The organism is Sphingobacterium kitahiroshimense, from assembly GCF_025961315.1.
GTDB classification, from domain to species: Bacteria; Bacteroidota; Bacteroidia; order Sphingobacteriales; family Sphingobacteriaceae; genus Sphingobacterium; species Sphingobacterium anhuiense.
This window is the reverse complement of sequence record NZ_JAOQNK010000001.1, coordinates 45,843-63,019: the sequence shown is the minus strand read 5'-3', so window position 1 is coordinate 63,019 and position 17,177 is coordinate 45,843. Positions and strand designations below refer to the sequence as shown.

16 protein-coding genes are annotated in these 17,177 nt (G+C 38.7%); 12 read left to right on the top strand and 4 right to left on the bottom strand.

What is annotated here, in order from left to right; translation table 11 throughout:
* The first annotated feature begins 1 nt into the window (after nucleotide 1).
* Nucleotides 2-478, top strand: a complete 477-nt coding sequence (locus M2265_RS00325; RefSeq protein ID WP_132768714.1) for a YncE family protein — start codon at nucleotides 2-4, stop codon at nucleotides 476-478.
* Between the two features lie 279 nt (nucleotides 479-757).
* Here the strand turns inward: M2265_RS00325 and M2265_RS00320 are convergent, their stop codons facing one another.
* The 4 genes from M2265_RS00320 to M2265_RS00305 all read right to left on the bottom strand — a co-directional run bounded on the left by M2265_RS00320 (nucleotide 758) and on the right by M2265_RS00305 (nucleotide 3,165).
* Complete coding sequence (locus tag M2265_RS00320) at nucleotides 758-979, bottom strand: hypothetical protein (RefSeq protein ID WP_132768716.1); 222 nt, start codon at nucleotides 977-979, stop codon at nucleotides 758-760.
* Between the two features lie 2 nt (nucleotides 980-981).
* Nucleotides 982-2,085: a porin gene (locus M2265_RS00315; RefSeq protein WP_132768717.1), complete on the bottom strand. Its 1,104-nt coding sequence runs from the start codon at nucleotides 2,083-2,085 to the stop codon at nucleotides 982-984.
* Entirely contained in the window at nucleotides 2,082-2,720 is a 639-nt protein-coding gene (locus M2265_RS00310; RefSeq protein ID WP_207902364.1) for an MBL fold metallo-hydrolase, read from the bottom strand. The genes M2265_RS00315 and M2265_RS00310 overlap by 4 nt, the downstream gene beginning before the upstream one ends.
* A 103-nt stretch (nucleotides 2,721-2,823) precedes the next feature.
* Nucleotides 2,824-3,165: a ribonuclease Z gene (locus tag M2265_RS00305; RefSeq protein WP_132768719.1), complete on the bottom strand. Its 342-nt coding sequence runs from the start codon at nucleotides 3,163-3,165 to the stop codon at nucleotides 2,824-2,826.
* A 516-nt stretch (nucleotides 3,166-3,681) separates the two neighbouring features.
* Here M2265_RS00305 and M2265_RS00300 point away from each other — a divergent pair.
* The 11 genes from M2265_RS00300 (at nucleotide 3,682) to M2265_RS00250 (ending at nucleotide 17,171) form a co-directional block, all read left to right on the top strand.
* Complete coding sequence (locus M2265_RS00300; protein WP_132768721.1) at nucleotides 3,682-4,152, top strand: YncE family protein; 471 nt, start codon at nucleotides 3,682-3,684, stop codon at nucleotides 4,150-4,152.
* Between the two features lie 237 nt (nucleotides 4,153-4,389).
* The gene (locus tag M2265_RS00295) at nucleotides 4,390-5,688 is read left to right on the top strand and encodes a TolC family protein (RefSeq protein WP_088161954.1); all 1,299 of its coding nucleotides are present in this window, start codon (nucleotides 4,390-4,392) and stop codon (nucleotides 5,686-5,688) included.
* 71 nt (nucleotides 5,689-5,759) lie between these two features.
* A complete protein-coding gene (locus M2265_RS00290) occupies nucleotides 5,760-6,623 on the top strand; it encodes an efflux RND transporter periplasmic adaptor subunit (protein WP_185291061.1) in 864 nt (287 codons plus the stop codon).
* A 36-nt stretch (nucleotides 6,624-6,659) separates the two neighbouring features.
* Nucleotides 6,660-9,785, top strand: a complete 3,126-nt coding sequence (locus M2265_RS00285; protein WP_088161952.1) for an efflux RND transporter permease subunit — start codon at nucleotides 6,660-6,662, stop codon at nucleotides 9,783-9,785.
* Nucleotides 9,782-10,507 (top strand): phosphatase PAP2 family protein, encoded by a 726-nt coding sequence (locus M2265_RS00280; protein ID WP_088161951.1) that lies wholly within the window; start codon nucleotides 9,782-9,784, stop codon nucleotides 10,505-10,507. The genes M2265_RS00285 and M2265_RS00280 overlap by 4 nt, the downstream gene beginning before the upstream one ends.
* A gap of 8 nt (nucleotides 10,508-10,515) precedes the next feature.
* Nucleotides 10,516-12,189, top strand: coding sequence for an alkaline phosphatase PafA (gene pafA / locus M2265_RS00275; protein ID WP_088161950.1), 1,674 nt, complete (start codon nucleotides 10,516-10,518; stop codon nucleotides 12,187-12,189).
* 11 nt (nucleotides 12,190-12,200) lie between these two features.
* The gene (locus M2265_RS00270) at nucleotides 12,201-12,764 is read left to right on the top strand and encodes a phosphatase PAP2 family protein (protein ID WP_157698499.1); all 564 of its coding nucleotides are present in this window, start codon (nucleotides 12,201-12,203) and stop codon (nucleotides 12,762-12,764) included.
* Nucleotides 12,761-13,339, top strand: coding sequence for a phosphatase PAP2 family protein (locus M2265_RS00265; RefSeq protein ID WP_198385925.1), 579 nt, complete (start codon nucleotides 12,761-12,763; stop codon nucleotides 13,337-13,339). Before M2265_RS00270 ends, M2265_RS00265 begins: the two co-directional genes overlap by 4 nt.
* Before the next feature lie 2 nt (nucleotides 13,340-13,341).
* Nucleotides 13,342-13,758 (top strand): EamA family transporter, encoded by a 417-nt coding sequence (locus M2265_RS00260; protein WP_088161948.1) that lies wholly within the window; start codon nucleotides 13,342-13,344, stop codon nucleotides 13,756-13,758.
* 36 nt (nucleotides 13,759-13,794) lie between these two features.
* A complete protein-coding gene (locus M2265_RS00255; protein WP_088161947.1) occupies nucleotides 13,795-16,149 on the top strand; it encodes an HAD-IC family P-type ATPase in 2,355 nt (784 codons plus the stop codon).
* Nucleotides 16,150-16,349: 200 nt separating this feature from the next.
* Nucleotides 16,350-17,171, top strand: a complete 822-nt coding sequence (locus M2265_RS00250; RefSeq protein ID WP_088161946.1) for an RteC domain-containing protein — start codon at nucleotides 16,350-16,352, stop codon at nucleotides 17,169-17,171.
* Nucleotides 17,172-17,177 lie beyond the last annotated feature (6 nt).

The window sequence follows — 17,177 nt, the reverse complement described above, 5'->3', positions numbered from 1 at the left end:
AATGAGAACTTTTAATACACCCAAAATCCTTTATATAGCATTATTGTCAATCGGCATGTCTTCGGCATGTAAAAATCATAAGTCAGGCAAAGAGGATAATAAACCCAAAAACGATGTTTTAACCATACAGGGGCATTCACTTTCACTCCAATCAACAATCAAACTGAATACCGTTAAGGGAGGGTTTGACCTGATGGCGTTGGATAATAAGGGACAGAGGTTATTTTTGTCAGCCCAAGACAATCATTCAGTTGAAATATTGGATATAAAGAATAATAAGCCGATAAGAAGCCTACCCGGTTTTGATGAACCAAAATGGATTGTTTATCGCCCCGAATCAAACAGGTTATATGTCGCAACAGGCAACGATGGGAAAGTTACAGTGTTGGATGCCACAACATACAGTACAGTTAAACCTAGAATCAGCGATAGACTAGTTAACGAAAGTGAATTATACAAAACAGCTCTCAATTTATGAAGGGCTAAGTATAAAATAGCCCCGTGGACTGTTTTAAAACGAAGAGCCAGCAATAGCAAGGCATGTAGTATGGTTTTAGAATAAATGAAAGAAGTATAAAGTAGAATTGCTTTGTAGTATTGGGCGAATGCTGATTCTGGGTTTAAAAGATTATTATTCTTACGAAGCGATAAGTGAAGTGAGTTACCACAATTACCTCTCTCCAAATACAACTAAAAAAAAGACCTATTACCACTAAAAAAGTGCTAACAGGTCTATCCCTAATTTTATTACTCTATTCTACAGATTATCTAACAAATCCTCCACTAAAGTATATCCTTCTATATACAAGTTTCTCTCCTCTTTATCAACAGCGATTACTTGCATTCGTATATTCTTTCCTTGGCGGATAAGAGCATCCACTTTCTTGGTTAGCAAATGGTCTTCCTCTATAGATAACCCTTTAAACAACTGCATAGTCTTGCTATCCTCGTCTATTAATAACTCATTATACTTTATCATACTTATAATTTAAATAGTGGTACCATCCATCTTACTCCAAGTGCTATCTGATGTTCATTCCTATCTGATTTTGCTACAGTGTAATTCTTATAGTCATAGTTCAGATAATTATACGCTGCGAACAAGCGTAGATTCTTAAAAGCTGCCTCGTTAAATGGATTGTATTCCACCGCAGTAGAAATTCCCTTTAAACCATAAGATACCGCATTATCAAGGTCATTTCTATAGTTATACATCACTTTTACATAAGGAGTTATCTTATTAAACTTATACTTAATAGAAGCAGTAGTCACATTATCCTTGACATAAGCCACTCCTTTAGTTACGGTATTCAAATCTGTAAACGCTGCATCAGCTACATTTCTAAAACCATACATCCAATCAAACTCAGCCATAAAGTTATTAATTGTCAACCTATTTCCTATCGTTATCCAACTATAATATTTCTTCGCATCATGTTGGAACAAGGCATATCCATATCTCGTTTTCAAATGTTTCTTAAACAACTCCCCTTCCCATAAGAACAAGCCTCCATAAGCCTTATTCTTATACGCTTCAGCACTAAACTGCTCCCCTTGAGAGACCATTTGCAATTTAAATGATTGTCCTTTTACTTTATAGGCAACACTAGCTCCAGGGCTGAATAATTCTATAGAACTAATAATGTTGGTGAACATATATAGATCAGCACCGTTATAAGACAACTCCGTAGAACCCCAAGCTGTAAACTGTTTTCCCATTCCCACAGTCCAGTGCTCATCGATATTATACTCTAAGAAAGCAAACTCTAAGGCATTAGAGGCTGTTGACTCATTTAACCGATAACGCAATGAGTACGTCAACTTATTATTGTAATTTCCTTTTAAGTAAACCCTTGATTGTACTAGTCTAAACTTGCTATCACTTGTACCTGCACCACTTGTCTTCGTCAAATTCTCGTACTTGGTATCAAGGAATACCTCTACATTATTTATTTTTTCTTGTGGAGTTACTGTCGGCGTAGGCACCAATACTCCTAATAAGGTAGTTTCTTCTTTTTTATCATCTTGTGCCATTGTATTTAGAGTTCCTAAAACAAGGGCACATAACACATACTTAATCTTCATAGCTTGGTAGGTTTTAAAAAGTAAATCTCCGTAGCTTCTGGCTCGTAAGTGATATCCTTATTCTCCACGACTGTTCCGTCATCTAGTGTTATATTTCCACCACTTTTAATCTTCTGATAATAACATTTATCTATACCCAAGTCCTCTATTGCACCAATGCGCAACTTGCGGTCTCCAGGTTTTGTTTCAAATTTATATCCATTGGTATATACGCGATGATCTAATGGAATAGTTCTCACGATTACTTTATCATCTTCGAAGACTACTCTACTCTCTTTACTCGTTTGCTCATGAAAGAACAACTTATATCCAGAATATGCATTACCTAATTTTAATTGTAATAGCGTTACTTCTTTTATGCCTTTTGGTCCGTAGATATGCAAATCTGACTGACGGTTAAGTAACATATATGTTGAAATCAATCCTATTAAACCAAAGAAGTGATCTCCGTGTAAGTGAGAGATAAAGATGTGATTAATACGTTGAAACTTTAGTTTATGACGCCTTAATTGTACCTGTGTTCCTTCACCTGCATCGATTAAAAACATATGCCCTGCTATCTCTAAAACTTGAGAAGTAGGGTTGGTTATCGTTCGTGGTGTTGCCGCATAACAGCCTAATATAGTAAGTTTCAATGTAGTTTTATTTTATATTTTGAGCTTGTAATTTACAAAAAACGACATATTAAGTCAAAAAATAAAAGGCTTAAAGTAAATTAAGCCTTTTATTTGTTTTATCTTAAAATCCCAAATCTCTTTGAATCTCATCCATTTCGATCAAATCATGTGCTTCTTGTAAAGAAGGAGCAATTACTAAATCTCCATCGAACTCGTTAAAATCTATCGACTCTATAACAATAATAAAAGACTTATTAGCCTCCTCCATATGGCTAATAGCTAAAGTTTCAAAACACTCTAAATCCTCTTCTAACACAGCATATTTAACACTAGTCAAATCTATTATTAAATTAGATTGTACAAGACTATACTCATACTGCTCTTCTAACTTTTTAAGAAATGTTACTATATCTTCCTCGTTACTTGTAACAATAAGTGTATGCCCTTTTTCTTTTATTTTCATTGTATACGCCTTAATTTGATTAAGCGAATATAAAACGAATATGAATATAATCATAGACTAGACCAAAAATATTACGGAAATATCCGTGCATACTACACAAGTAATTTCAAACGATTAACAATATTTGATTTACTTTATTTCTATTTTAACAGTCACAGGATTTCTCTAATAAATTGTCTCAGTCAACTAGTCAAAAAAATGGTTCTAAAACAATCAAAAAAACCTTTTCTTAAGCATCTTCACCTAAAAATAATGGTGTAAAATGAGAAAACAACTCTTTTTAACCCAGATTAAGTGACTATGAAGTAGAAATACTTTGCAGTATTTGGCTAATGCTTAATCTGGGTTAAAACCTTTTCATTTGAGGAAAAATGCAACAACCTACACTTTGATACAACTACACAGCGGCTTTATGTAGGCGTTGGGAAAACTTTCGGTGCTATCGGTGTAATTGACTGCAAAAACGATAAGGTTATCGGGGAAATTCGGTTAGCCGATTTTCCGAAGCAATTTGAGTTGGATAGTAATAAAATTTATGTCAATATTCCTTCAAAAAACATAATAGAAGTAATAGACCTGTCTGCAAATAAAGTGATTGCGAGATGGCGAGTAACCGAATCAACCGAAAATGTTCCGATGGCTTTGGATAAAATTAACCATCACCTTTTTATTGCTTGTGAACCGGGGAAATTTATCGTTTATAGCACTAAAACCGGAAAATCAATTGCCAGTCTTGACATTAGCAAAAATGCAGACGGAATTTATTTAGACCCGAAACATGCGCTCATTTATATTTCTTGTGCTGACGGATATATAGACGTAATTGAGCAAAAAGATAACGATACTTATATTGCTCTTGACAAAATTGAAACTGCTAAAGGGGCTGGAACTTCGTTGTTTTCACAAGAACTACAACAACTATATCTTGCAGTTCCCCAGTCAGAGAAAAATGTTGCTGAACTAAGAATATACAGCACCTCTAAATAAGCTGGATATTAACGCACGGCTGGTTAAATTCTTTACGCATTTCCTGTTTTTTATGTCCTTTTCCTAAATCCAGAAATTCTCCAAAATCGCAAAGATACCTTTGCCTTATAAATTAAATCAGCATTAGAAAAGCCATTTTTTGCATGGCAGAAATGGTCGCTACAATGGTAATGTGGCATTTAATAATGCGAAAACTGGAATGTACACACATTCAACATATTTATAAGAAAAGGTATTATGATTAAAAAGTTAGCGGTTCTTTCTGTGATAGTTTCGGTGCTATCGGTAGGAAAGACATTTGGACAGAAACAACTATCTGATTTTGTCAATCAGGCGTTCCAAAGTTCCCCCCTTGTAAAGACGAATGCAATTCAATCAGAAGCAAACAAACTGGATGCCCAAAGGATAGCTGCTTCACTAACAAAGCCAGTTATCGGTACTGAATTGAATTATTTGCTTGCCCCAATTTACTCCAATGACCCCGGCAATTCAGGTTTTAAATTAAATCCGCAAAAGACCATTCAGGATTATTACGGTTCCGATTTTTCGGCAACTAACGGCGGACTTTACAGAGGCGTTTTAACGCTGAATCAACCTCTTTTCAACAAACAGAGGGTAAACGCAGTTAATGAGCAGACCGCAGTATTAAATGAAATCTTAAACAACAATTCTGCGCTTAGCAAGCATGATTTAGAAAAACTTATTACAGACCAATATGTGCTTTGCCTGCAAGATGTAAACCAACAAGAAGCGGTTGCGCATATCAAAAAGATTATCGAGCAACAAATTAGTCTTACACAAAAATTATCTGCAAATGGATTGGGAAAGCAAGGCGATTATAAAGTTCTCGAAATAGAATTGAAGCAGCAGGAAACGGCTTTACAAACGTTGAAGAACAGCTATAAAGTTCATTTATTGGAACTATATAGTATCTGCGGTATTCCCGACACCGCCATTATAGAACTGAAGCCAGTCAATATAAGCATGACAACGCCCCGCAACGGGAATGAATCCGGTTTTACCAAACAGTACCAGCTTGACAGTTTAAGCCTCGCCACTTCCAAAAAGCTATTTGATACAAAATATAGACCCAATGTAAGTTTATACTCATCCGCAGGATTAAACGCTGTATATGCGCCTGATATTTACAAACGGTTTGGCTGGCAGGTGGGCATCCAATTTACCCAAACATTTTTTGACGGGCATCAAAGAAAACTGAATACCGAAAGAACAAGACTGCTTCAGCAAACCGCAAATATAGACAGGGAATTTTTCAACACGAAGAATGAAACCCGCAAAAAAGCACTCTTAGAACTCATTCGCTCTATTGATGAACAGTTGCAATCCATACAGCAACAAATCACGGATTACGATTCCCTGCTGAACTACTATCAGAAGCAAATTGCAAGCGGGCAAAGTTCAGTGATAGACTATATCACTGTGCTGCGTGGCAGTGCTTCCTTACAGATAAACCGGGTGGCTTTACAGACTAACAGACTGATAGCCGTCAACAACTATAACTATTGGAATTGGTAAGTAAAATTTAAAATAAATTAATGATAATGCGATTTTCAGTTATACCCTTATTAGCCATAACCTGCTGTTTTATGGCTTGTAAAAACAAACAAAACGAGCCTGATACTATCCAGCCGAAATCAACGGTCAGTGTTATATCTGCCCATACAGGAATGATGGCACACACCGAACAACTATCAGCAACCGCACACTATTTGCGCCGCAATACAGTTACAGCCCCCGTTGCTGGCTATGTCCATTTTGTGAAAATTAATTTTAACGACCATGTTGCCAAAGGGCAACTTCTTTATACCATTGAAACAAAAGAGCGTAGGGCATTGGGCAGTTTTGAAAGCCAAGATATGAACGATAAAAATTATGGGCTTATCAATGTGTATGCGCCGATGAACGGCATTATCACTGCCATACCACAATCACAGAATGGTGTATTTGTTTCCGAGGGCAGCGCATTATGTGATATTTCGGATAATCACAGCCTTTACTTTCAGGTAAATATTCCTTACGAGTATGCTAAATACGTAAAAGAAAATAAGTCCTGCATTATTACACTACCTGACAATACGTCTATTAATGCACAAATGGAAATGCCCATTATGCAATCTCTTACAGGATTGCAAACCATTCCATATATGGCAAAACCTCAAACTGATATTTATATTCCTGAAGGCATTATTGCGACAGTAAAACTTGTAACCTATCAAAATAGCGCAGCCATAATGTTGCCTAAGAAAGCCGTATTGAGCGATGAGCTAATGCAGGAGTTTTGGGTGATGAAATTAATAAACGATTCGACTGCCGTAAAAGTTCCTGTAACCATTGGAGCGCAGAATGACACCATGATTGAGATTAAACGTCCGGCGTTCAACAGCAGCGACAAAATACTCAATTCAGGTAATTATGGTTTAAGTGATACAGCACTCGTAAAAGTGCTTTAAAATATAGCCCAATCATATAAATGTACACTTGGTCTTATGAATCAAAAAAATTATTATAAAAAATACAGAAAGCCATTTTTGTTTATTGGCTTATTATTAGTAACGCTTGGGATTTTTACTTACAATAAAATGCAGACCGCATTATTCCCGGAAGTAATGTTTCCTAAAGTGAAGCTCATTGCAGACGTAGGTTCTACTCCCATAGACCGGATGATGGTAACAGTTACCAAACCTATTGAGAGTGCTGTTAAAAGAGTAAAAGGCGTAACAGTAGTAAAAAGTGTTACCAGCAGGGGCAGTTCCGATGTTCAGATATATTTCAATTGGGGTGTAGATGTGGATAACGCCAAGTTGCAGATAGAAAGCCGCCTAAATGAGATTAAAAATCTTCTGCCCACAGGAACGAATATCGCCGTTGAAGGGTACAATCAATCTTTATTCCCGGTTTACGGCTTTACGCTTGAAAGTGAAAATGAAGAAGTAGGGCTTATCGGATTGCGTGACCTTGCCATGAATACCGTTCGCCCTTTGTTCTCTCAAATTGAGGGTATTTCAACAGTTATTTTGCGGGGTGGTAAAGCCAAAGAATTTGAAATTGTACCGGATGTTATCAAAATGTCTTCATACGGCGTTAAGCCGGATGACCTTATCCAGCTTTTTAAGCAAAACAACTACGTCCTTTCCAATGGTAAAATTTCGGATTTCAGAAGACTATACCTGACCTTAACAGACAATCGTATCAATGATGCCGAAGAATTAGCAAATGTGGTTGTTAAGAACACACCGCAACGCCTTGTAAGGTTACGGGACTTTGCAAAAATAGAATTGCAGCAACAAACGGAGTTTAATATTATCAATGCTAACGGTCATCAAGGTGTTATTGTGGATTTGGTTAAGCAGCCCGGTGTTAATCTTGTCCAATTTGCCGATGCTGCGGATGCAAAAGCCGCAGAGATAACAAAGCTGCTTCCCAAAGGGATAAAATTACGACCGTACTATAATCAGTCTGCGTTTGTAAATGAAAGTATTAACAGCGTAGTGCATACCATATTGGAAGGGCTGCTACTGGCTATCATCGTGGTAATTATCTTCCTGCGCTCATGGCGGGCAAGTACGGTAGTCATTCTTACGCTACCCGTAATATTGGGGTTTACTTTGATTGCTTTGGGCATTTCCGGCATCACCATCAATGTCATGTCGCTGGGGGGCATAGCTGCCGCAGTAGGATTATTTATTGACGATATTATCGTAATTATAGAACAGATTTATCGTGGGCATGAAGACCACCCCGAAAAAGACAAATTTGAGATAGTAAGGGATGCGATAAAAGATTTGTTCCCTGCAATGGTTGGTTCATCCCTAAGTACCATTGTTATTTTTCTGCCTTTTGTACTAATGGGAGGCTTGGCAGGCGCATTCTTTAAGGAGTTGGCAAAAACAATGGAGTTAACATTGGTCTGTTCGTTTTTTGCTACTTGGATAGTAACGCCCGTGCTGCACCTTATTATCGGATATAGACCTCATAAACATTCACATGCGCATAGCGAAGAAGAAAGCCTGAACAAATACAAATGGCTGACAAATTTATATAGGTTGCCCTGGTTGGCAGTTGTATTCATTTGTGTTCTCATCATAGGCGGTTGGTTTGCTTCCGGTAAACTGCAAACAGGTTTCTTACCTGAATTGGACGAGGGAACAATTGTGATGGATTATTATTCACCAAGTGGAACAGCCATTGAGGAAACAGACAAGTTGTGTCAGGACATGGAAAAAATCATCCTGAAAAACCCCGATGTGGAAAGCTACTCCCGAAGAACGGGTTTAAGGCTCGATTTCAGGAACGTTGCACCCAATTATGGAGATTACCTGATTCAGTTGAAAAAAAACAGAAAGTATAAAACATCGGAAATAATTAATGAACTGCGGCGTGATATTCAATCTTCGGTTCCAGCGATGACTATTGAGTTTGGGCAACGCATACAAGATTTGTTAGGAAACTTAATGAGTACCCCAAGCCCGATAGAAGTCAAAATATTCGGTGATGACCAAAGGCAGCTTGAATTTATAGGACGGAAAGCGGATAGTATTATGCGCCACACCAAAGGCTTGGTAGATGTTTCTAACGGAATGATTTCTGCGGGACCTTCCGTTATCATCTATCCCGATGATGCAAAGCTGGCACAATACGGCGTTTCCCTTTCCGATTTTCAGAACCAATTAAGAATGTATACCGAGGGCATTGTGTTAGGTGATAACGCAAACGTTACGGAACCCTCGCCCGTACAGGCTTCCATGTTAGGCAATTTACAGGTAGGACAAATTCAGGATGGCGAACAGATGCGCAAAATACGCTTGCGTGTTACCAATTATCAGGATAATGATATGGATAAAATAAAAAAGCAGATGGTATTTTTGCCCGATGGGGCATTAAAGCCGCTTTCGTTCTTTTGTACCGTAAAATCTGAAAAGGGAGAAATTGATTATAAGCGTGAAGACCTTAAATCCTGTGTGGTGCTTACTTCAAGGCTTTCAGAAAGGGATTTGGGAAGTGCTGTCAATGAGTTAAAGGGAAGTTTTGCCAAACTCCTGAACCTGCCTCCAGGATATTATGTAAACTTTGGCGGTGCTTATGCAGAACAACAACAATCTTTCAAAGAATTGCTGACTATCCTTGCCGCAGCATGTTTATTAGTATTTACTGTGCTGTTGTTTTTGTTCAGAGAATGGGTACTTTCTTTTCTGATACTTGGCATTTCAATATTAGGTATTCCGGGATGTTTGTTCGCTTTGTACGTTACCCACATTCCACTGAATGTAAGTAGCTATACAGGCATTATTATGATTGTGGGCATCATTGCTGAAAATGCCATATTCACGGTCAATCAGTTTAGGTACAACATGCACATATCCGGTGGCGATGTGAACAAATCTGTAAACTATGCTTTAGCACTTAGAATACGACCTAAGTTAATGACAGCTATCGGAGCCATTTTAGCACTTATGCCATTGGCTCTTGGTATTGGCATGGGAGCGCAGATGCAGCAGGCTTTGGCAATCGCTGTTATCGGGGGCTTTGTTACGGGCATTCCGTTACTGCTTTTCGTATTCCCGACTTTTATACGAATCATCTATTCAAGAAAAAAGAACAAACAGGAATTATGATTACTAAATCTTTAAAAAGATACCTGTTCTTGTTGTTTACCTGTATTTGCGGAACAGCAGCCTTAGCACAAAATGCTGACAGCACATTAGCGAATGCCAACAGCACGTTTAAAGTAAAATCATTGAGGTACACCTTTAAACAGCTTATCATTCCTGTAAGCCTTGTGGGGATTGGCTTTGCTGTAAATGGAGCCGGTCGTGAATCCATTAAGAACGAAATAGTAGAAGAACGGAATGAGCATATCCCACATTTCAGAACAAGGCTTGATGATTATTTACAGTTTTCACCTCTTTTACTGACCTACGGCTTTGAGGCATTTGGCATGAAGCCCAAAACTGAACCGGTAAACCGCTCCGTCATTTTACTAAAGAGCGAATTGTTGATGATGGCTGCGGTTACGGCATTAAAAACCACCTCACATACTTTGCGTCCTGACGGAAGTGCGCATACTTCGTTCCCTTCCGGTCATACCGCAGAGGCATTTGCGGGCGCAGTAATGTTATCTGAAGAATATGGTTATCGCTATAAATGGGTTCCCTATGTATCTTATGGATTAGCATCTACCGTTGGTGCGCTTCGTGTAATAAACAATAAGCATTATATAAGTGATGTAATAGTTGCCGCTGGGATTGGCATATTATGTACAAAAATTTCTTACTGGACACATCGCTATAAATGGAACAAACACAATTCACATAATTACCACGTAGAATTAAATTAAACCTCACTATGTTAATCAAAGCATTCATGAACAGTCGCAAAAAGTGGATTTTGTCAATTAGTGCAATGTTGCTATCATTATTTAGCAATGCACAGCAAGTCAGTAAGCAGCCTGATAAACCCAAACTCGTTATTGGTATTGTAGTTGACCAAATGCGTTACGATTACCTGTTTCGCTACAATGATAAATTCAATACAAACGGCTTTGCTAAATTCCTAAAGAACGGCTTTCTGTTTAGGAACGCCGAATATCCTTACATCCCCACTTTCACAGCACCAGGACATGCGGCAATATATACGGGCGCAACGCCTGCAAATAATGGAATAGTAGCCAATGATTGGTTTGAAAGAGCCGTAAACGAAAGTGTATATGTAACAGAAGACAACACGGTGCAGGGCGTTGGAGGGACTGGCAAGGAAAATCAAATGTCGCCACGAAGATTGCTAAGCACCACTGTTACGGACGAGTTGAGGCTTTCTACTAACAAAAAATCTAAAGTAATTGGAATTGCCTTAAAAGACAGGGGGAGCATTCTACCCGCAGGGCATATTCCCAATGCTGCTTATTGGTATGACAGTCAAACCGGAAATTGGGTTACAAGCAATTATTACATGAACGATTTACCTAAATGGGTAAAGGATTTCAATGGGCAAAAATTAGCTGATAATTACCTGTCAAAACCGTGGACTACCTTATACGACATTGGTACCTATACTAACGGTTTGCCAAATGGAGCATTTTACCGGAATGCCTATAAAGGAGAAACGGAAAGCCGCTTTCCGCATGATTTGCCAGCACTAAAAGAAACCAACGGATATGAGCTACTAAAGAAAACGCCGTTTGGCAATACAATGACCCTCGACTTTGCCATAGCAGCAATTAAAGCCGAGAACTTAGGCAAAGGTCAGAATACGGATTTTCTTGCGGTCAGCTTTTCTTCCACCGATTATGTAGGTCATCAATTCGGCATTCAGTCTATCGAGGTACAGGACACTTATGCGAGATTGGATAAGGAAATAGAACGCCTGCTTGCTTTTATTGAACAATACATCGGTACAGAAAATGTGCTGCTGTTTCTCACAGCCGACCACGGTGCGGTCGAAACTCCTGCATATATGCAATCTATGAACGTTCCTGCCGGAATATTTAAGAGCAAGGGTATTAAGAAAGAGTTGAACAAACAGCTTTCGGACTTATTCGGAGAGGGAAAATGGATTTTAGATTATGAAAACCTCCAGTTGTATTTAAACAATACACTAATTGAAGAAAAGAGGGTTAATAAGGAGGTAGTAACAAATGCCTGTATTGCGCTCTTGCAAAAAATGGATGGGGTGTATAAAGTGTACGCAAGCAATGAACTACCATTAATTACCGACAACTACTATGTTACTGCTCTTAAAAAGGGAGTTCACCCACTACGTTCAGGAGATGTAATAATTCAATTGCTTCCCGGCTGGTTTGATGCTGATTATGCCGGAGCCGGAGGAACCACACATGGCACAGGCTATTCCTACGATACCCACGTTCCGTTAATATGGTACGGGTGGAAAGTAAAAGCAGGGTCTTCTGGACAAAAGGTTCCCATTACAGATATAGCACCTACCATTTCAGATATTTTAAATATCAGTTATCCAAACGGAACCGATGGCAATGTTTTGTCGGATATTTTATTAAACAAATAACATTGCTCAAAATGGACATTCAGAAGCTATCCAGGATTGACAGACACATGGTCGAATGGGTAAACCAGTACCGGATAAAACCACTGGATAATCTTTTCATCTTCATTACCGATACTGCATACGTTACGGCGGTTGTGATTGCGCTATTGGTATTGAGTATTGCACTGTATATAAGTAGAAAATCTTTAAAAATGAAGGCTGTACAATTGGTAACGGCTTTAGCAGCGAATACCATTGTTGTAACCTTATTAAAATTCACCATTAACAGGGAGCGACCTTATGTACATGACCCTCTTATCATGAAACTTACATCGGGTGGTAGCCCGTCTTTCCCGTCCGGTCATACTGCCGATGCTTTTGTTATTGCAATGTCCTTCACTCTTTTATTTAGTGAAAAAATCTTTCTGAATATTCTGATATGGTTATGGGTACTTGCCGTAGCCTATTCACGGGTAGTATTAGGAGTACACTATGTAAGTGATATAATCGGTTCTGCTATAATCGGCAGCCTTATAGCAATAATCGTAAATAAGTTCTTTAACCATAAATACAATTATAACATGATAACATTATGATAGAATTTTTGAAATATTTGGATATAAAATTGCTTCTCGAAATCAACAAGCACAATACCCCTGTCTTGGATAGCGTAATGTGGTTTGCAAGCGGGAAGTTGAGTTGGCTGCCTTTCTATGCTTTGTTACTTATACTTATCATTTATAAGTACAAAAAACAAAGCTGGTGGATAATCTTATTAATCCTGCCACTTATTACGGCAAGCGACCAATTGGCGGCATCGGTTATAAGACCATTGGTAATGCGCTTTAGACCGAGCCATGAACCTGGTTTAGAAAACCTGCTTCACTACGTCAATAATTATAGGGGTGGCAATTACGGGTTTGTTTCTGCGCATACGCTCAATGTTTTTTCATTAGCAACTTATTTAACCATCGTGGTTAAAGACAAAATAAAATGGTTGCCCTATGTATTGTTTTCTTGGGCTGTATTTGTCGCTTACAGCAGGATTTATTTAGGAGTTCATTACCCTACTGATGTTTTAGTGCCGCTCGTGCTTGGGCTAATATTGGGTTGTCTTTTCGCTTGGGTTTACAATCGGTTTAAAAATAAAATTTTCAAAAATACCTTATAGATATGTGGTGGATATATGCTTTACTTTCAGCCCTGTTTGCTTCTTTAACAGCCATATTTGCCAAAGTTGGTATTAAAGGCGTAAACTCCGATTTGGCAACAGCCATACGAACTATTGTTATTCTAATGGTAGCCTGGGGAATTGTGTTTGCCCGAAAAGAAGCCAAAGGAATAACCGATTTGTCCAAACAAAATATTTTGTTCTTAGTCATATCCGGTGTTGCAACAGGCTTGTCGTGGATATTTTATTTTAAAGCATTACAGTTGGGCAAAGTATCGCAGGTAGCACCTATTGACAAATTAAGCGTGGCACTAACCATTATATTGTCTGTACTCTTTTTAGGTGAAGCCCTGACCCTTAAAACGGCAGTTGGAGCAGTGCTAATCGTAGCAGGAACAATAGTGTTGATTTTCCCTTAGCTACACCAAATATTTAACACAAAAAGCTATAAAATTATGCAAGAACAATCTGGAAATTTTCAAAATCAAAATGGTTCTGCGGATATAGAAACGGCAACAATTAGTACGGGTCTTAATGATGCAGAAGTTAAGGCTGCTTTAGACGAGTTTGGATATAACGAAATAGCAGAAGAAGCGATACATCCATTTTTAGGCGTTTTAAAACGTCTTTGGAGCCCTATTCCGTGGATACTTGAAGCCGCCCTGATATTAGAAGTTGTTATGGATAAAATACTTCAGGCTTCTGTGATTGCAGTATTGTTACTTTTCAGTGCTATTGTCGGCGAAACACAGGAGCGCAGAGCGCAGAAAGTAGTCGGCTTTTTGAAACAACATTTACAAGTTACCGTGCGTGTGCTTCGTAATGGAATTTGGCAATTTCTTACTGCGAGAGAACTTGTTCCAAAAGATTATATTCACCTTAAAACAGGTGATATTATACCAGCAGATTGCACCATTGAAAGAGGAAATATTGAAATTGACCAATCTGCCGTAACCGGAGAATCCGAATTGGTAGCTCGTTCGGAAAAAGAAATCATTTATTCCGGTTCCATAGTCCGGACAGGTGAAGCTATTGCCATTGTTACTGCAACAGGGTCACGCAGCTTCTTTGGTAAAACTGCGGAATTGGTAAAAACCGCATCCGCTCCCGGACACCTTCAAAAACTCTTGTTTACAGTAGTCCGTTATCTTGCGATAATTGATGTTATACTGGCTGCTTTACTCTTGGTTGCTGCTCTTGTCAATGGTTATGCTATACTGCCTCTTTTACCGTTCCTTGTAGTATTGGTTATCGCAACCGTACCTGTATCTATGCCCGCAAGTTTTACTGTTGCCAATGCAGTAGAAGCCCGTGTGTTAGCAAAGGAAGGGGTTTTGGTTACGGGTTTAACTGCCATTCAGGAAGCCGCAACAATGCAGGTTCTTTGCATAGATAAAACCGGAACGCTGACACAGAATAAACCTTTAATTTCCTCTATCATATCTTTTTCAGGAAACAGTGAAGAAGAATTACTTGCTTACGCTGCGACCACTACGGATAATTCTTCACAGAATCCCATTGACATAGCCATATTACAGGAAGTAGAAAAACGCTCCCTGCCCCCGTTTATACGTGAGCAATATATACCCTTTAATCCGGTAAAAAAGTGTTCAGAAGCCTATATACGCCAAAATGGTAAAATGGAGAGGGTAATATTGGGTTCTCCCTTTGTCATGGAACAGTATGCGGGTGCTGTGCCTCAATTTAAAGATAAGGTTGCGGAAATGGCAGCCAATGGTGGAAGGGTTTTAGCCATTGCAGCAGGCGTTGAAGATAATGTATCGGTGCGTGGATTGATAACTCTTGCTGACCTTCCAAGAGAAGATGCGCCCGAATTAGTGCGAGCCATTAAGAATTTGGGCATTCGCCTTTTAATGATTACAGGTGATACACCTGCAACAGCAAAGATTATCGCCCAAAAATTAAATATAGGGGAACGGATTGCCGATTTGTCTGATGCGCTAAAGGCTCCGCTCGACTATGAGGGAATAGCCAACGTCTATCCCGAAGAAAAATATCAAATCATACAGGCACTTCAAAAGCTGGATTTAACGGTAGGTATGACGGGGGACGGCATCAACGATGCTCCCGCACTCAAACAAGCAGAAGTAGGTATTGCTGTCAGTTCCGCCACTGATGTAGCCAAAGCCTCCGCAAAAGTAGTTTTGACTGACCCCGGTCTTCAGGACATAGTTAAGATAGTTCATGGCGGGCGGCGGGTGTACCGCAGGATGATGACATGGACAATTACTAAGATTACGAGAACGGTAGAACTTGCGGTTCTCCTAACATTCGGATATATCGCAACCGGGGATTTTGTTGTTCCGTTAAGCCTAATTGTACTCATCGTCGTATTTAATGACCTTGTTACTATTACACTTGGAACAGACCGGGCATTGGTTTCGCCAAAACTGGAACAATGGGACGTTAAATCAATTTCCAAACTTTCCGGCATCCTTGCTGCGGGCTGGCTTGTTATAGCATTTGCCCTCCTTTGGGTTGCCCTCAAAATATTGAAACTTCCGTTTCCACAAATTCAGACGTTAATGTTCTTATACCTGATTTTTTCTGCACAGGCAACAATTTACATGCCCCGTGTACGAGAGCATTTTTGGTCTTTCCTGCCAAGCCGTTTAGTAATAGCTGTAACGCTGGGCAATATTGTGGTGTCAATTGTCCTTGCACTTTTCGGCGTTTTAATGACCCCTGTTTCATTGGTTTTAATATTGGGCATACTTGCCGTTGTTGTCGCTGCAAGTTTTTTATTGGATGTCTTAAAAATTAGTTTTTATAAGCGAACATACCGCTGACTTATAAATATATAAAAACCGATATGGTGCTTAAACCAACCTATAAGCAAACTGAATAAGCATACATTTCAAATATGCAGGCAGATGATGCCTGATTATTCTTTTACCTCGTTAAACACAGGGTATAAATGAGAGCCGGGATAATGCCTACATATTTTTTTCTATTAGCAATCCAAACATTAATATCCTAAAATAACCGCATGGAGAAATTTTATAATGAAACGTTATATAAACTGGAAACGGCAATCAACGAATTGGAGATAGAAGCCGATTGCCCGCTACAACGGATAGAAGCGGTTATAGACCTAATTGTTAATTGTTTATCCGAAGTGAAAGAGTATGTTTTAAAAAGAGGGTTTAAAAATTTGAATGAGGAAATTCGCTTTTTCAAATTTCTGAAGCCCACTATTGTTTCAAAGCTGATTTACTACAACGCCGTTTATAAAATCGAAACAAAAAAGCCTTACGGAGAAAAACAAATAAAAAAGTTCCTGAACAAAGAACTGAAAAAGCTAAAAAGGTTCTTTGACAATAACCTTGATTTTTACAAATATTACCGCAGCAATAATTCTTTCGTTGATGAGAAGTTTTTTGTACGTGGAAAGCATGATATAAGGTTATGGTTGGACACTTTTTATTTTGAGGCAGACCATCGTTTTTCTACTTCGCACGATTATAAAGTAGCCAAGATAATTGCCAATGATTTGATACAGGTGTATATCGAAGACCAGCTAAACAGCAATCATAAAAAAATATCAGACAATTCTACACTTAATTGGACAGCAAGCAAAACGGCATTGACCGAGTTGATATATGCCCTCTATGCACAAGGGGTATTCAACAACGGAAATGCCGATATAAAATTGATTGCCAAAACATTTGAAACTGCCTTTAATATTGAATTAGGCGATTTTTACCACACGTTTATGGAATTAAAAGCCAGAAAGATGAACCGAACAAAATTCCTTGACAGCTTGTGTGAAGCCCTGATAAAGAAAATGGACGAACAGGACGAAAAGTAAACAAGC

Coding starts and splice junctions, on each gene's coding strand:
- M2265_RS00325 (WP_132768714.1), top strand. CDS start 2: ATGAGAACTTTTAATACACCCAAAATCCTTTATATAGCATTATTGTCA.
- M2265_RS00320 (WP_132768716.1), bottom strand. CDS start 979: ATGATAAAGTATAATGAGTTATTAATAGACGAGGATAGCAAGACTATG.
- M2265_RS00315 (WP_132768717.1), bottom strand. CDS start 2,085: ATGAAGATTAAGTATGTGTTATGTGCCCTTGTTTTAGGAACTCTAAAT.
- M2265_RS00305 (WP_132768719.1), bottom strand. CDS start 3,165: ATGAAAATAAAAGAAAAAGGGCATACACTTATTGTTACAAGTAACGAG.
- M2265_RS00295 (WP_088161954.1), top strand. CDS start 4,390: ATGATTAAAAAGTTAGCGGTTCTTTCTGTGATAGTTTCGGTGCTATCG.
- M2265_RS00290 (WP_185291061.1), top strand. CDS start 5,760: ATGGCTTGTAAAAACAAACAAAACGAGCCTGATACTATCCAGCCGAAA.
- M2265_RS00285 (WP_088161952.1), top strand. CDS start 6,660: ATGAATCAAAAAAATTATTATAAAAAATACAGAAAGCCATTTTTGTTT.
- M2265_RS00280 (WP_088161951.1), top strand. CDS start 9,782: ATGATTACTAAATCTTTAAAAAGATACCTGTTCTTGTTGTTTACCTGT.
- pafA (WP_088161950.1), top strand. CDS start 10,516: ATGTTAATCAAAGCATTCATGAACAGTCGCAAAAAGTGGATTTTGTCA.
- M2265_RS00270 (WP_157698499.1), top strand. CDS start 12,201: ATGGACATTCAGAAGCTATCCAGGATTGACAGACACATGGTCGAATGG.
- M2265_RS00265 (WP_198385925.1), top strand. CDS start 12,761: ATGATAGAATTTTTGAAATATTTGGATATAAAATTGCTTCTCGAAATC.
- M2265_RS00260 (WP_088161948.1), top strand. CDS start 13,342: ATGTGGTGGATATATGCTTTACTTTCAGCCCTGTTTGCTTCTTTAACA.
- M2265_RS00255 (WP_088161947.1), top strand. CDS start 13,795: ATGCAAGAACAATCTGGAAATTTTCAAAATCAAAATGGTTCTGCGGAT.
- M2265_RS00250 (WP_088161946.1), top strand. CDS start 16,350: ATGGAGAAATTTTATAATGAAACGTTATATAAACTGGAAACGGCAATC.